At 64.0% G+C, this 15,920-nt stretch carries 13 protein-coding genes; 9 read left to right on the top strand and 4 right to left on the bottom strand.

The features are described from left to right. Window positions 1-151 precede the first annotated feature (151 nt). Complete coding sequence (locus ACX80T_RS13285) at window positions 152-2,983, top strand: aconitate hydratase (protein WP_459304643.1); 2,832 nt, start codon at window positions 152-154, stop codon at window positions 2,981-2,983. 135 nt (window positions 2,984-3,118) lie between these two features. After that, complete coding sequence (locus ACX80T_RS13280; RefSeq protein WP_019482010.1) at window positions 3,119-3,787, top strand: GntR family transcriptional regulator; 669 nt, start codon at window positions 3,119-3,121, stop codon at window positions 3,785-3,787. 140 nt (window positions 3,788-3,927) lie between these two features. On the opposite strand, the gene ACX80T_RS13275 is transcribed toward ACX80T_RS13280, so the two are convergent. Beyond that, window positions 3,928-5,433 carry a flavin-containing monooxygenase gene (locus ACX80T_RS13275; protein ID WP_459304642.1) on the bottom strand — a complete coding sequence of 502 codons (1,506 nt, stop codon included), beginning with the start codon at window positions 5,431-5,433 and terminating at the stop codon, window positions 3,928-3,930. 107 nt (window positions 5,434-5,540) lie between these two features. Here ACX80T_RS13275 and ACX80T_RS13270 point away from each other — a divergent pair, with 107 nt between their 5' ends. Next, window positions 5,541-5,855 (top strand): DUF6457 domain-containing protein, encoded by a 315-nt coding sequence (locus tag ACX80T_RS13270; RefSeq protein WP_024476788.1) that lies wholly within the window; start codon window positions 5,541-5,543, stop codon window positions 5,853-5,855. A gap of 156 nt (window positions 5,856-6,011) precedes the next feature. Here ACX80T_RS13270 and ACX80T_RS13265 read toward each other — a convergent pair whose 3' ends face one another. Next, window positions 6,012-8,351, bottom strand: coding sequence for an FdhF/YdeP family oxidoreductase (locus tag ACX80T_RS13265; RefSeq protein WP_459304641.1), 2,340 nt, complete (start codon window positions 8,349-8,351; stop codon window positions 6,012-6,014). Window positions 8,352-8,478: 127 nt separating this feature from the next. Between ACX80T_RS13265 and ACX80T_RS13260 the strand changes: the two genes are divergently transcribed. From ACX80T_RS13260 to ACX80T_RS13245, 4 genes are all read left to right on the top strand, one after another. Then, window positions 8,479-9,213, top strand: coding sequence for a glutamine amidotransferase (locus ACX80T_RS13260; protein ID WP_459304640.1), 735 nt, complete (start codon window positions 8,479-8,481; stop codon window positions 9,211-9,213). 412 nt (window positions 9,214-9,625) lie between these two features. Then, complete coding sequence (locus tag ACX80T_RS13255) at window positions 9,626-10,621, top strand: acetamidase/formamidase family protein (protein ID WP_459304639.1); 996 nt, start codon at window positions 9,626-9,628, stop codon at window positions 10,619-10,621. Window positions 10,622-10,712: 91 nt separating this feature from the next. Then, window positions 10,713-11,756 (top strand): iron-containing redox enzyme family protein, encoded by a 1,044-nt coding sequence (locus ACX80T_RS13250; RefSeq protein WP_459304637.1) that lies wholly within the window; start codon window positions 10,713-10,715, stop codon window positions 11,754-11,756. Then, on the top strand, window positions 11,753-12,031 hold the full coding sequence (locus ACX80T_RS13245) for a CDGSH iron-sulfur domain-containing protein (protein ID WP_459304636.1): 279 nt from the start codon (window positions 11,753-11,755) through the stop codon (window positions 12,029-12,031). The genes ACX80T_RS13250 and ACX80T_RS13245 overlap by 4 nt, the downstream gene beginning before the upstream one ends. Here the strand turns inward: ACX80T_RS13245 and ACX80T_RS13240 are convergent. Further along, entirely contained in the window at window positions 12,028-12,582 is a 555-nt protein-coding gene (locus tag ACX80T_RS13240) for a GNAT family N-acetyltransferase (RefSeq protein WP_459304635.1), read from the bottom strand. The two genes, ACX80T_RS13245 and ACX80T_RS13240, sit on opposite strands and share 4 nt — an antisense overlap. Before the next feature lie 147 nt (window positions 12,583-12,729). Here ACX80T_RS13240 and ACX80T_RS13235 point away from each other — a divergent pair, with 147 nt between their 5' ends. Both ACX80T_RS13235 and ACX80T_RS13230 read left to right on the top strand, forming a co-directional pair. Continuing rightward, complete coding sequence (locus ACX80T_RS13235; RefSeq protein WP_459304634.1) at window positions 12,730-13,785, top strand: phosphatase PAP2 family protein; 1,056 nt, start codon at window positions 12,730-12,732, stop codon at window positions 13,783-13,785. Window positions 13,786-13,883: 98 nt separating this feature from the next. Then, window positions 13,884-14,387 carry a nuclease-related domain-containing protein gene (locus ACX80T_RS13230; protein ID WP_459304633.1) on the top strand — a complete coding sequence of 168 codons (504 nt, stop codon included), beginning with the start codon at window positions 13,884-13,886 and terminating at the stop codon, window positions 14,385-14,387. A gap of 606 nt (window positions 14,388-14,993) precedes the next feature. Here ACX80T_RS13230 and ACX80T_RS13225 read toward each other — a convergent pair. Beyond that, entirely contained in the window at window positions 14,994-15,821 is an 828-nt protein-coding gene (locus ACX80T_RS13225) for an HNH endonuclease (protein ID WP_459304632.1), read from the bottom strand. Window positions 15,822-15,920: the final 99 nt, after the last annotated feature.

Raw genomic sequence — 15,920 nt, 5'->3', positions numbered from 1 at the left:
ACCCGCAGCGCAGCGGTGGGGCCACCACTAGCCTGCGGGGCCGCCACTTTTCCGGGGCGCCACGCTAGTGTGTACGACTGTATACAGCATTCTTGCGTTTCGGGATATGATGGGTTCAAAGGCGTAACCAATCCTGGAAGGGATACTAGCAATGACTGCTGTCGACACATTCGGTTCCAAAGACGTACTCGAGGTAGCGGGAGCTGAGTATCAGATCTTCCGCCTCGACGCTGTAGAGGGATCAGAGAAGCTTCCCTACAGTCTCAAGGTGCTCCTGGAGAACCTGCTCCGCACCGAGGACGGCGCCAACATCACGGCCGACCACGTGCGTGCCCTGGCCAACTGGGACCCCGAAGCTGAGCCCGACACCGAAATCCAGTTCACCCCGGCCCGCGTGATCATGCAGGACTTCACCGGTGTGCCCTGCGTCGTCGACCTCGCCACCATGCGCGAGGCAGTCGTCGAACTCGGTGGAGACCCCAAGCGCGTCAACCCGCTGGCCCCCGCCGAACTGGTCATTGACCACTCGGTGCAGATCGACTTCGCCGGCAACGCCAACGCACTCGAGCGCAACATCGAGATCGAGTACCAGCGCAACGGCGAGCGGTACCAGTTCCTGCGCTGGGGTCAGACCGCGTTCGACGACTTCCTGGTAGTGCCGCCCGGCATGGGCATTGTCCACCAGGTCAACCTCGAGTACCTGGCCCGCACGGTGATGACCCGTGAGGTCACCACCGACGGCACCACCGCCCTGCAGGCCTACCCCGACACCTGCGTCGGCACCGACTCGCACACCACCATGGTCAACGGGCTCGGCGTCCTCGGCTGGGGCGTCGGCGGCATCGAAGCCGAGGCTGCCATGCTGGGCCAGCCCGTGTCCATGCTGATCCCCCGGGTGGTGGGCTTCAAGCTCACCGGTGAGATCCCCGCCGGCGCCACCGCGACCGACGTCGTGCTCACCATCACCGAGAAGCTGCGCAAGCACGGCGTCGTCGGCAAGTTCGTCGAGTTCTACGGCGAAGGCGTCAGCGCTGTGCCGCTGGCCAACCGCGCCACCATCGGCAACATGAGCCCGGAGTTCGGCTCCACCGCTGCCATGTTCCCGATCGACGAAGTCACCATGGACTACCTGCGGCTGACCGGCCGCTCGGATGAGAACCTGGCACTGGTCGAGGCCTACGCCAAGGCTCAGGGCATGTGGCATGACCCCAGCAAGGAGATTGCCTTCTCCGAGTACCTGGAACTGGACCTTTCGACGGTGGTCTCCTCGATCGCCGGCCCGAAGCGACCCCAGGACCGCGTTGAACTGACCAACGCCAAGCCGCAGTTCCGCAGCGACCTGGAAAACTACGTGCACCGCTCGGTCGAGGAAGAGGGCGCGACCGTCGACGAGGCCCTCGAGGAATCCTTCCCCGCCTCCGACCCACCCTCATCCACCGGTGCGGCCACCAAGATCGACGATCACCCGCACGAGACGGTCACCAAGACCGAACCGGACCGCGACTCCAGCCCGATCGACGTCGTTACCGCCGACGGCCGCAGCTTCACCCTGGACCACGGGGCGGTCACCATCGCGTCGATCACCTCGTGCACCAACACGTCCAACCCGTCAGTGATGATGGCAGCAGCAGTGCTGGCCCGCAACGCCGTCGAGAAGGGCCTGACCTCCAAGGCCTGGGTCAAGACCTCGGTCGCCCCCGGCTCGAAGGTGGTCACCGACTACTACGAGAAGTCAGGACTGATCCCGTACCTGGAGAAGCTCGGCTTCTACGTGGTCGGCTACGGTTGCGCCACCTGCATCGGCAACTCGGGTCCCCTCGATGAGGAAATCACCCAGGCCATCCACGACGCCGATCTCGCGGTCACCGCGGTCCTCTCCGGTAACCGCAACTTCGAGGGCCGGATCAACCCGGACGTGAAGATGAACTACCTGGCCTCCCCGCCGCTGGTGGTCGCTTACGCCCTCGCCGGCACCATGGACTTCGATTTCGCTGCCGATCCACTGGGCCAGGACGACGACGGCAACGACGTCTTCCTGAAGGACATCTGGCCCAACCCGGTTGAGGTGCAGCAGATCATCGACGAGTCGATCGACAAGGAAATGTTCAAGGCCAGCTACTCAACCATCTTCGATGGCGACGAGCGCTGGCAGTCCCTGCCCACCCCGGCCGGCGACACCTTCGAGTGGGATCCGGAATCCACCTACGTCCGGAAGCCTCCATACTTCGAGGGCATGAAGGCCGAACCGGAACCCGTCACCGACATCGAGGGTGCACGCGTTCTGTTGAAGCTGGGGGATTCGGTCACCACCGACCACATCTCACCGGCCGGCTCCTTCAAGTCCGATACTCCAGCGGGTCGCTACCTGCTCGAGCACGGTGTGGAGCGCAAGGACTTCAACTCCTTCGGCTCACGCCGTGGCAACCACGAAGTGATGATCCGTGGCACGTTCGCGAACATCCGGATCCGCAATCAGCTCCTCGAGGACGTCGAGGGCGGCTTCACCCGCGACTTCAGCCAGGCCGACGCGCCACAGGCTGCCGTCTACGATGCGGCGATGAACTACCAGGCCGCTGGCACGCCGCTCTTGATCCTGGCAGGCAAGGAATATGGTTCGGGTTCATCCCGTGACTGGGCTGCCAAGGGCACCGCACTCCTGGGCGTCCGTGCGGTCATCACCGAGAGCTACGAGCGGATTCACCGGTCCAACCTCATCGGCATGGGTGTGCTTCCCCTGCAGTTCCCTCAGGGCCAGAATGCCGAGACGCTGGGTCTCACCGGCACCGAGACTTTCGCGGTGTCCGGCGTGACCGAGCTGAACAACGGCACCACCCCGAAGACCGTCACCGTCACGGCGACCCCCGAGGGTGGCGGCGAGCCCATCACCTTCGAGGCTGTCCTGCGGATCGACACTCCGGGTGAAGCCGAGTACTACCGCAACGGTGGCATCCTGCAGTACGTGCTGCGCCAGATCGCCGTCTAGCAGTTCCACCTGAGTCGCTCGTCGACGCGTCCGAATGGCTGTTCCATGAGTAATGTCCTAGCCCACACCCGTGGATAGGGTGCCTAAAATTCAGGTCCTACTTAGAGGAGCACCAATTGTCTGAACCGGTTGAAAGTGTCTGATCCGGCAGATTCGACGGGACGCGTCGACGGCTCAGTGGTCTTCCGCGTGCTGCGCAGCGAGATTCTGGCAGGTGTCCATCCTCCCGGGACCCCGCTGCGCGAGGTGGGCCTTTCGGAGCGCTTTGGCGTCTCGCGGACTCCCATCCGCGAGGCGCTCAGCCGGCTCCAGCACGAGCGTCTGCTGGAGCGCGCCGCGCGGGGCCTTCAGGTGCCGCAGATTGACCCCCAGGAAGTCATCCAGATCTACGACCTGCGGGTGATGCTCGAACAGGAAGCTGCCGGACAGGCGTCCAGCAGCAGAACGGCCTCGGACATCATGCGCCTTGAGGCACTGGTTGAGCGGGACCGGGAACTCGATTCCCCGGATGACCAGACCCGGATCCGCTGCAACGTCGAGTTCCATGCGGCTGTCAGTACGGCCGCGCACAACCGGGTGTTGCAGGACCTGCTGGAACGGCTCTCCACCCACCTCATCAACACGCCTCGGTCGACCCTGTCCGTTGGCAACCGGTGGGAAGATGCGCTGGACGAGCATGAGGCGCTGGTGCGGGCGATCATCGATCAGCGCGCCGACGACGCCCGGCAGATCGCCCGGCAGCACATGGAAACCGCCCGCGCACTGCGGCTGGATTTATTGAAGTCGGCCGCGAAGACCGAATAGCGGCTCCCCACCTCGCCGTCGATGCCGGTTCCGGAGCCTCCGGGCGGCCGCTCCCGGCAGAAAAGTACTCCAGCCCCGGAATAGTGGTGGGGCAACCACTTGCGTGCGGCTAGACTGCTTTTCTGCGGGCAGACGTGCAGTTACGCCACTTTTTTGCGCTGCCGGGCGGAGCCTCGACCGGGAACGGCGTCGAACGCCATCTGCTTGCCGACTTTGCCCAGCATCACCAGCGGCACATCGAGGAGGTAGTTGGCGCCCAGCGTCCAGGGGGTGCCCGAACCCTGTCGTGGAAACACGTTCACGGCCCGCAGCATGAAGTTCGACGACAGGGCCAGCAGCGGCCGCCGCGCCATACCTGAGGCCGGCACCGGGACTGCCACCGTGTGACCGTTGCGGTCCATATGCTTGAGCAGCCGGCACACGTACCGGGTGCTGAGGTCCGAGCGTAACGTCCAGGACGCATTCGTGTACCCCAGGGAGTAGCCAAAGTTCGGCACCCCGCTGACCAGGACGCCACGGTAGATCAACGACTCACCGAGTTCCACGGGGACGCCGTCAACACTCAGGTTCGCGCCGCCGAGGGATTGCAGGGCCAGCCCGGTAGCGGTGACGACGACGTCGGCCGCCAGCTCCCGCCCCGACGCAAGCCGGACCCCGCCAACAGTGAACCGGTCGATCCGATCCGTCACCACCGACGCCTTCCCCGACGCCAGCGACCGATAGAAGTCACCGTCCGGCGCAGCACACACCCGTTGCTCCCACGGGTTGTAGGTAGGGGTGAAATGGTCACGGATCTGCTGTTCGTCCTTGAGGATGCCGCGCGCCTGATACCTCAGGTACGCCTTCGCCACCCGGGGCAGTCTCATGCACAGCTGGTAGAACCCCAGCGGGTAGAGAACATTGCGGGCCCGGGCCACCCGGTGGGCCGGACCCGCCGGCAGGATCTTCCGGGCGGCGTCGGAGAACCGGTCCCGGCGCGGCACCGTCACCACGTAGGACGGCGATCGCTGCAACATGGTGACGTGGGCGGCGTCGTCGGCCATTGCCGGGACCAGCGTGATGGTGGTGGCGCCGCTCCCAACCACGACCACCCGCTTGCCCGTGTAATCGAAGCCGGCCGGCCAGAACTGGGGGTGGATCACCTCGCCGGTGAAGTCCTCAAGGCCCGGGAGGTCAGGCTGGTACGGCTCGGTGTAGTTGTAGTACCCGGTGCAGGCGTACAGGAACGAGCAGGTGATGGTGCGGCGGTGGGTGGCGCCGTCGTCGTCGTCGGTGTCCAGGTGCAGCGTCCAGCGGGAGGTCTCCGAGGAAAAGTCGGCACTCACCATGCGGGTGGCGAAGCGGATGTGTGGCGTCACGCCCGATTCCTCGGCAGTGTCCTGCAGGTAGTTCAGGATGGCTGGCTGGTCACCGATGGATTCCGGTACGGTCCAGGGCCGCCAGGGGTAGGAGAGGGTGAACATGTCGGAATCGGACCTGGCGCCCGGGTAGCGGAAGAGGTCCCAGGTGCCGCCGATCGCGTCGCGCGCCTCAAAGATGGCGAACGACTTGCCTGGGCATTCGGTGCGCAGCCGGTGGGCGGCGCCGATGCCCGAGAGCCCCGCCCCGATGATCGCGACGTCGAGGTGCTCTATGGGGGAGGCCATGAGTCCATTATTGGGTACCGTCCGCTCGACTGGCCAACGTTGTGGAAAGTGCCCGCAGGTGCTAATTCTTGAGGGCACCAAACTTCCCACAATTTACGGAGTCCCATATGACAGGCAACGACGAACTGCGCACTCTCAGCGAATGGAGCCGCCAGCTCACCCAGGCACTGCAGATCCTCGACCTGGAGGTGGACCATGAGCGGATCGTGGAGGTCGCCGCCCAGACGTCCGAGACGGTGTCCCCCAACGCCGGGGCAATCAGCGCGTTCCTGATCGGCTATGCGGCGGGCACAGCCGACACCAGCGGCCGTAAAGGTGCCGACGACGCCGTGCAGTCCGCGGCCGACGTCGTCATGCAGGTCCGTGCGAAAGGCCTCGAAGACGGTCCGGACGCCAACGGCTGGACGAAGACCGCCCAGTAGCAGGGGTCTTTGCCCGGTCAGTCACGGTAGCTGCCCGGTCGGTCATGGTAGCTGCCCGGACGGTCACCAAAAAAGTGGCTCACCCGCAGGAAAGTGGTTGCTAGACCACGATCCTGCGGGTGAGCCACTTTTTTGCGCCCTGTGGTGGACGCTGGGCTACGAGATGGAAGCCTTCGCGGCTGCGGCGGATGACGTCGCGTCGCCCTTGGTCGGCTCCAGCCGCACGATCACTGCCTTCGACATGGGCGTGTTGCTGCCCTCCGCGAGCTCCTCCAGGGGGACCAGCACATTGGCCTCCGGGTAATACGCGGCGGCACAGCCACGGGCGCTCGGGTAGGAGACCACGCGCCAGTTCCGCAGCACGCGTTCCCGGCCGTCCTGGTATTCGCCGCGGATGTCCACGTACTGACCGTCAGAGAAGCCCAGTTCGGCCAGGTCCTCCGGGTTCACGAACACCACGTGGCGGCCCTTCTTGATGCCCCGGTAGCGGTCATTGTGGCCGTAGATGGTGGTGTTGAACTGGTCGTGAGAGCGGAGAGTCTGCAGGATCAGGGTGCCTGCGGGACGCTCGACCGGCTGCAGGTCGTTCACCGTGATGATCGCCTTGCCGGTGGGGGTGCTGAAGGTTCGTGAATCGCGTGGTCCGTTCGGCAGCACAAATCCGCCTTCCCGGCGAACCTTCTGGTTGTAATCCTCACAGCCGTCGACGACGTGCGAAATGTGCTCGCGGATCACGTCGTAGTTGGCTTCGAACCCATCCCAGTCCACGTTCACCTTATCGCCGAGGACGGCGCGCGCGAGGCGGCTGACAATGGCCACCTCGGAGAGCAGGTTCGGTGCGACGGGATCAACGGTGCCGTGCGATGGGTGCACGGCGCAAACCGTGTCCTCCACCGTGACGAACTGTGGGCCGTTGGCCTGCATGTCGATCTCCGACCGGCCGATGGTCGGGAAGATCAGCGCTTCCTTGCCGATCACCGCGTGCGACCGGTTCAGCTTGGTCGAGATCTGCACCGTCATGTCGGTGGCCTGCATGGCCTCCTCGGCGGCGTGGGTGTCAGAGATCGCTGCTACGAAGTTTCCGCCCAATGCGACGAAGACCTTGACGCCGCCGTCGCGCATCTGGCGGATGGTCTCCACAGCGTCAATGCCGTGGTCACGGGGTGGGTCGAAGCCGAACTCCTCTTCCAGTGCGTCAAGGAACGACGGCGGCATCTGCTCCCAGATGCCCATGGTCCGGTCGCCCTGGACGTTGCTGTGCCCGCGAATCGGGGAGGCACCGGCGCCAGGCTTGCCGATGTTGCCGCGCAGCAGGAGCAGGTTGATGATCTCCTTGATGGTGGCCACGCCCTTTTTCTGCTGCGTGATGCCCATGGCCCAGGTGATGATGACCTTGTCGGCCTTGATGTAGCGGTCCGCCAACTCGTCGATTTCCTCGACGGTCAAACCGGTGGCCTGAAGTACTGCGCCCTCATCCAGCTGGGTCAGACTGACTTTGAGCTCGTCAAGACCCTGGGTGTGCTTTTCCAGGAAGTCGTGGTCCAGGACCGTTCCCGGGTTCGCCGCTTCGGCGTCGAGGACCCGCCGGCAGATCGCCTGCATGAGGGCCATGTCGCCGCCGATGCGGATCTGCATGAACTGGTCGGCGATCTCGGTGCCGCGGCCCAGGACTCCCTTGACCTCCTGCGGGTTCTTGTACCGTTTCAGGCCAGCTTCGGGCAGGGGATTGATGGCGACGATTTCGGCGCCGTTCTCCTTGGCGTGCTCCAGTGCTGTGAGCATCCGGGGGTGGTTGGTGCCCGGGTTCTGTCCCATGATGATGATCAGGTCGGCTTTGGCGAAGTCATCGTAGGCGACTGTGGCTTTGCCGATTCCGATGGTCTGGCCCATGGCCCAGCCCGAGGACTCGTGGCACATGTTGGAGCAGTCAGGAAGGTTGTTGGTGCCGAAGGCCCTGACGAACAGCTGGTACGCGAACGCAGCCTCGTTCGACGCGCGGCCACTGGTGTAGAACGCCGACTGATGCGGGCTCTCCAGACCGTTGAGCTTGTCAGCGACCAGCGAGAACGCCTTTTCCCAGCTGACCGGCTGGTAGTGATCGCTGTCGGCAGGCTTGTAGACGGGCTCCGTGAGACGCCCCTGCATGCCCAGCCAGTATTCGCTTCTGGTGAGCAGGTCAGTGATCGAATGCTCAGCCCAGAACTCGGAGGCCACCAGCACTGGAGTTGCTTCCCAGGTGACAGCTTTGGCACCGTTCTCGCAAAACTCGAAGTTGCTACGCTTCCCCGGATCGGGCCAGGCGCAACTCATACAGTCGAAGCCATCTTTCTGGTTCAGTGCGAGCAGGGTCTTCCGTGTCCGGTTAGGGCCCATATGCTTGATCGCCGGCTGCATCGAGTGAATGACACCCGGGACACCAGCGGCCCATTCCTTGGGTTTGCCAACCTCGATGTCACTCTCGTCGGCTTCTTCTACGTGCGGATTTGTGCGGACCATTTTCCACTTCTCTTTCTTACTTCGATACCCCAGACTTAGCAGGCAGCGCCGCGTACCGCAAGGCCCGGTCGATGTCGCGGGCCGAGTCTCGTGCATATCTGACCCATCAGGGCAGTAGTCTCGACAGGTGAAACCGTTTCTGCTGATTGCCACCCGTGCCGAGGACGCCGCCGCCGACGGCGAGTACCAGGCGTTCCAGCGTTTCGGCGGGCTTGAGCCGCACCAGCTACACCGCGTGCGCGCCGAATCCGGCCCTCTGCCGCATGTCGACCTGGAGCACTACTCGGGCATCATGGTGGGTGGCAGCCCGTTCAACTCATCCGACCCGGAACACCAGAAGTCCGAGGTCCAGCGGCGGGTGGAACGCGATATCGGCGGGTTGCTGGATCGGGTTGTCGCCGCCGACTTCCCCTTCCTCGGCGCCTGCTACGGGGTGGGCACCCTGGGGCGTCATCAGGGTGCGGTGATTGACCGCACCTTTTCCGAACCAATCGGGGCGGTGCCCATCACGCTGGCCGCCGAGGGCGCTGCGGATCCGCTACTGGCCGGGCTGCCGTCGTCGTTCGACGCCTTCGTGGGGCACAAGGAAGCCTGCACCACCCTGCCCGACGGCGCGGTGCTGCTTGCGTCATCAGCAACCTGTCCGGTCCAGATGTTCCGGATCCGCACCAACCTTTATGCCACCCAGTTCCATCCAGAGCTCGACGTCGACGGGCTGATCCAGCGCATCGACATCTACCGCGACGCCGGGTACTTCCCTCCGGCTGAAGCTGAAGACTATATGGGTCGCGCCCGCTCGGCGCGGGTCGAGTGGCCGGCGACGATCCTGCGGAACTTTGTCAGCCGGTACGCGACGGCGTAGCTAAGCGGGCTCCGACGCTCCGTGCCTTCGGTTCAGTGGTGGACAATCGCGGCGAATCGTTGGGCCTGCGACCCTGAGGACAAGGAGCTAAGGCGTTTCGCCTCCTGTTTCGCTACTTATCGCGCCCTTTAGAAGGCCTTGACCCGGGGTGTCGTCCAGAAACGTGCATGCAATGCATGCGTTGCATGCAATCACTGAAACCGGAAGTGCATGCAGTGCATGCGTTGCATGCATCATTTGAAACGGATATCTATCCGCACCGAACAGAACGGATGCTTGGCCGCACCGTTGAACCCTGGTACCGTCCCCGCCAGATGAACAGCCTGAGATCGGACGAGATCTCTGGCTGCGGAGGAATGACGGGCTTGATCGGAGTGGCGGTCACGGGGAGGGTGCATCGTAGGCTGAACCCATGACTGACCCGATGACTGATCCCAGGACTGCCACCGAGACTGACCCGACGACTGCCAGCGAGACCCACCTGCTTGAGCCGACGCTGACCACCGCCACTCAGATATTCTCCCGCGATACCCCACCGGTGCTCACGGTGCACCCGGGCGACTCGGTGCGGGTCAGGTCCCTTGACGCCTGGGGGCATCTGGAGCGGCAAACCGTTCCCGGGGAGAATAAACCGCAGCTCTTCGCCGAACGGAAGGGTCACTGTCTCACCGGGCCCATCGCCGTCGCAGGCGCCAAGCCCGGGGATATGCTGGCCGTCACCTTCGTCTCGCTCACGCCCGACCCATGGGGCTTCACGAACGCCGGGCGGAAAGACGACAGCTTCACCCGGCTGCTCGACGTCGACGGCGGGGTCCCACAGTGGCTCCTGTGGGATGTCGATGTGCAGCAGGGGACAGCCTCCAACCAGCTGGGCCAGACGGTGACGCTGAACCCGTTCCTCGGCGTCGTGGGCGTGCCGCCAAACAACCCCGGCGACTTCACCACTACTCCGCCGCGCGCCGACGGTGGTGGCAACATCGACTGTAAGGAACTGATCGCCGGGTCCACCCTGTTCCTCCCGGTGACCGTGCCAGGTGCGCTGCTCAGTGTCGGCGACGGGCATGCCGCGCAGGGCGACGGCGAGGTCGGCGGCACCGCGATCGAGTGCGGAATGACCACGGACCTGGTGCTCGACGTCGTCGTCGGTGCACCCCTGCAGACCATCCATGCGATCACGCCGACGGCGCGGATCACCTTTGGATTCAACGCCGACCTCAATCTCGCGACCGCTGAAGCACTCAAGGCGATGTTGACCTGGATGCAGGACCTGTACGGCATGGAACGCACGCATGCGCTGGCCCTGGCGAGTACGATCGTGGACCTGCGGATTACGCAGATCGCCAATGAAACCTGGGGCGTGCATGCAGTGCTCGGCCGCGACGCGGTGCGGGAGTCGCCGGCTGCGTGATGGGCCTATCGGCGCCCACCCCACCGGATAGCAAGTATGCTTAGGACTTGAGATACCTAATATTTGACTGCCCAACGATAGGGGTCCCGTCGTGAAACAACCTCAGCCACGCGGTCCGGTGAGCTCCCTGCTCCTGGACATCCTGACCGGTCCGGAGCAGAGCAGCTCCGACGTCCCGGCGCCGGCCGCCGCGCTCGCCGGCGCGGTGCGGGATGCGCTTGCAACAACCAGCGACTTCGCCTTCGACGAAGACCTCCAGCTCACCCTGTTTTGCCTGTTCGAACTGCACTACAGCGGCATCGACGGTGCCAGCGGCGACTGGGAATGGAATCCTGACCTGATCGCTGCCCGCCGCCTCCTGGAGCACGCCTATGAGGCGCAACTGCACTCCGCGGTGACTTTGCCGGAGTTGCCTGAACCCACCAGTGCTGGCGTCGCTGCTGGCCTCTTTGAGTTCACTGGCGCCGACGGTGGCCCGAGCATGTCGAAGTATGTGGCGAAGCAAGCCACCGAGGTCCAGATTCGTGAGTTCCTGATCCAGAAGTCGATTTACACGCTGAAGGAAGCCGACCCGCACACCTGGGCGATTCCCCGCCTCACCGGCCGGGCGAAGGCCGCCATGGTGGAGATCCAGGCGGACGAATACGGTGGCGGAGCCCCCGACCGGATGCACTCGGCCCTTTTCGCCCAGTCAATGCGCGGCGTTGGGCTCGACGACGGCTACGGCCACTACGTCGACGACGTCCCCGCCATCACCCTCGCGTCGTCGAACCTGATGTCGATGTTTGGGCTCAACCGGCGGCTGCGCGGCGCAATCGTGGGGCACCTCGCGTCCTACGAGATGACTTCATCGTTGGCGAATCGGATGTATGCGAGGGGTTTCCGGCGGTTGGGGTACAACGACGCGGTTGCCGCCTACTTCGACGAGCATGTGGAGGCAGACGCCGTGCACGAGCAGATCGCTGGCAGGGATCTCGCTGGCGGGTTGGTTGAGGCCGAGCCCGAGCTGCTGGCGGATGTGTTCTTCGGTGCTGCGGCGGCTGTCGTCGTCGACACCTGGATGACCGCTCACATCCTCGACGCGTGGAACGCCGACGCGTCGTCGCTGTACTCGGCCGCGGAGGTCTCCGCATGAGTGGGTGCGGGCCGGAGGGGTGCGACGACGACGCTTCGGTTGACGGACCTGCTGGGGACACCCACGACTCGACCGGTCCGCGGCAGACGATCGTCGCATTCCCGAACGGGCCGCTGCTGGTTCGCGGGGACTTCGACATCGTCGATCCGGACGGCAATCAGCTGCGTCGCAGCCGCAAGACCGTTGCCCTGTGCCGGTGTGGCGCGTCGACGCTCAAACCGTATTGCGACGGCAGCCACAAGATGATCAACTTCAGGACTGAACCCGAAAGCTAGGCTGGCGGCGTCGGCAGGACCAGTTCGAGGATGAAGTCGTTTTCGACGCCGGCGCCGAGCCGGAACGTCTTCACTCCCACCTTGGTGAAGCCGTGCTTCTCGTAGAACCGCACCGCCCGATGGTTTTCGTCATTGGTGCCCAACCAGACGCCTCGGGCGCCAGCCTGCGAGGCAGTCTCAAGGGTTGCCTGCATCAGGGCGGAGGCTTGTCCGCGGCCGTGGTGATCGGGGTGGACGTAGAACTTGCTCAGCTCAATGGTGGGGAACGTCGATAAGGACGACCGTACGCCGGCATCGGTGGGGTCGCCGGCGATGAGCATGCTGTAGGCGTCGAGGCGGTCCTTTTCGCGCAGGCACAGCAGGGTCTTGCCCGGGTCCGCTAAATGTTCGAGGAACCGGGCCGATGAGAGTTCGGTTGCAATGTGGTGCTGGATGTCTTCGGGTCGCGACGACGCGGGGCACGCGAGTGGGAAGGTGACGGCGGCGAGCTCGGTGAGCCGGTCGGCGTCGTCGGCGGTGGCCCGGTCAATAAGTAGCTTCACGGGATTCATATTCTCACGCGGGGTCGTGGGCTCCGGCTTTCGCTGGTCCGCAAGGACCTTGAAGGTTCTTTCACCTAATCCGGGACAGGAATTGATTAGTTGCCATGACAGATTGTTTTGGCAAATCAACTTAACTGATAGCGATAGATGATGACAGTGAATACTAAACCCACACAGGAGATCTCTCCCTGGCGTGGTCTTTTCGGCATCCCGTTGATCACCACCGTGACCTTCATGGGACTGATGCTGATCACTGCTGTCATTAGCGGGCTGCCGGTGCGTGATCCGGACGGCTTCCTGGGCCCGAGCTATGTGCGGCTGCCGCTGATCGTTCTCCTGGTGATGGTCGCTGATGTTGTGCCACGAGTGTTCGCACAGCGCCCTTCGGTCAAGGCCGTGCTGGGCACCGCCGGCGGGGTGATCAAGTCACGCTGGACGCTGCATCGCGTTGCTGCGATCACTGCCGGGATGGCGAGTTTTTACCTCGCGTATGTGGCGTATCGCAATTTGAAAAGTTTTCTACCATTTCTTCGGGACCGTCTGACCGACTCCATGCTGGTGGATACTGATCGATGGTTTGCTGGGGGCAGTAACCCGGGCGACGTCCTTCATGGCTTGTTGGGGACGGGGTTCGCGGCCGAATTCCTCTCGGTCGTGTACGTGTCGTTCCTGATTTTTGTCCCCGTGTCGCTTGCCGTCGCGATGGTCTGGTCCGACGACCTTTCCCGCGGAGCCTGGTATGTGAGCGCTCTCTGTTTCAACTGGATTCTCGGCACGGCCGCCTACTATCTGCTTCCGTCCTTGGGCCCGATCTACGTAGAGGAGTCGTCCTTCACCGACCTGCCGGTCACCGCGACGTCGGACTTGCAGGATTCGCTCTACGACAACCGGCTAGCCGTCCTTGTCGATCCCCATGCGACGGAATCGGTCCAGGGCATTGCGGCGTTCGCGTCCCTGCATGTGTCAATCGTGTTCACGGCGGCCTTGATGGCGCAGCTAGTCCGCTTGCCCAGGCCGGTTCGATGGTTGATGTGGGCCTACGTTGCGCTGACCGCCCTGGCGACCGTGTATTTCGGTTGGCACTACATCCTCGACGTTCCGGCAGGCCTTGCAATCGGGGGCTTGTCCGTCTGGTTGGCGGCCTTGGCCACCGGCATCATCCGTTTCCCGGGTCGGCGCCGGGATGTCGCGAAGCTTCGCCCGACGGCCTAGTCAAGTTACTGAATTCCTGACGCACTCCTGAGCGAATATTGCACCTCCGAGGCAGGTCGCCAATCTAGGCTAGGTCGAGAGTCTTACGGGGGAGAGATATGACTGCTGGTGCGGGTGCTGCTGAACAGGCGCGGCGGGCGTCGCAGCGGGTGGTGCGCCTTCAGAATGAGCTGGCGCAGGCTACTGAAACCGTGGCTCGGTTGCAGAGCCAGCTTCAGCACGCCGAACGGACGCACCGGGCCTGGAACGCCGGGGCTGCTGGGGAATTGCTGGTGGCAGACCGCCTTGACCTGCTTGAAAGCCAGGGCTGGCTTGTGCTCCGCGATTTGCACTGGCCGGGTAGACCAAAAGCCAATCTTGACCACGTAATTGTTGGGCCCGGCGGGGTGCTGGTGATCGATGCAAAGAATTGGGCCGGAGACGTTCATCTGCGGCGCGGAGAACTGGCCCAGAATGGGTACCTCCGGGTCAAAGAGTCGGCGGCTGCCCTGGAGCAAGCGAGTGCTATCGCAGCCCTGCTCGAACCCCAGCACAGAGACGTGGATTTGTCTGGTCGGTCAGCCGGATCTGAAAGGAGTGACCGCTTCGGGTGTGCGGATTGAGGGGCTGAACACAATCGCACCGTCTGTTGAGGCTCTCCCGAGAGTTTTGGAACCGGAGTTTGTCAGCGCCATTCACCAATATCTCTCACGACTGCTGGCCGGAGACACGAGCCCTGTGCTGCTGACAACCGCAGGGGCCGGAGCCGAGGATGCTGCCGTCTCCACCTTGCGCCGACGTCGGACAGGTCCGGGCCGCTCCGGCCCTATCCCGGTTGAGCAGTCTGCGCGGACAAATGGCTCCGCCAACTCCGGCAACTCCGGCAACTCCGGACGCTCACGGGCCGCGGGTCCGTATCGCCGATCGGGTAAATCCACGAAAGGGACGAAGGGGTATGGCTGCCTGGGAGTATCCGTACGGCTGGCAGGAATTGCCCTGGCGTTAGCCATCACCGTTAACCTTCTGAGTGGACTGGTCCAATCGCAGGTAATCCAACCGCAACCCGATCCGACAATCACCAACCAGACGGTGAGCCCTGGTGCTGGGTAGCAAAGATTAACTAGGCACCGAGACCCTCGGGGTCCCGATTTAAAACGTGCATGCAATGGATGCAGTGCAAGCAGTGCATCCATTGCATGCAGTGCATGCACCATTTAAATCGGACTCAACTAGTCTGCGGGTCCCAGGATCCGCTGCGCGTCGGCTTGAGACAGCAACTCCTCAGGACTGACGACCGCGCCCCGCAGGGATGTCGAGCCACGGAGCAGCCGGCGAAGCTCGGCTGGTGAATAGGGATTCGGCACCCGGCGATGCGCCATTGCATGGCAGTTGGCGCACATCGGAACCAAATCGGTCAATGGATCCAGCACATAGTCGGCGGTCAGTTGCGAGCCGGGCACGATGTGGTGGACCTGGATGAAGCCAGCACCAAGGGCGCCGTAGGTCTCCTCGAAGTTGAAGCGGCAGACGGCACAGCTGCTGCCATGGTGGGCGATGCTTTGACGGTGAGCTTCGGGGTCGTGCTCGTAGCGGTTGACGCGGCTTCGCAGCAGGGCGCTGGCGGGAAGTGTGCCAGCGGTCGGGTCGACGGGATGAGGCTCCGACGACGGCGCATGGTCGGCCCACACAGCGCGCAGGAGCTGCTCATGGTCGACGGAGAGAACGGCCGCGCCATCGTCGAGAGGGAGGCCCGGCACGCGACCGAACAGCGCTGCCTCGGGGATGTGTTCGCCGCGGGGGAGCAGGAGGTCGACGTCGAGGGTGAGGAGTCCGCCGTCGTCGGGCGTCGTGACGACAGTCCCGTGACCGAACAGGCCCCGTTCGTTGGCGCCCTGCAGAACCAGCCAGACATCAGAGCCAGGGGGAACGGGCGGAACGACGGCCGGCCACCGAACGGAAGCGAATCCGGCGTCGTGCACGGCATCCTGCGCCGCAGAGTAGGCGAACTGCCACCCCTCCCGCAGATCGGGATTCCAGCCGAGCATAATTGCCGTCATGGCACTCATTGTGCCACCAGCCTTAACGGCGTTGGCCGTGTGCCACAAGACCCGTGGGAAGACCAAACAACAGCGGGGGGGGGTGGGAGGGGGCGGGTG

This window comes from Arthrobacter sp. Sr33 (assembly GCF_054511195.1).
This window is presented reverse-complemented; position numbering and strand designations above follow the sequence as displayed.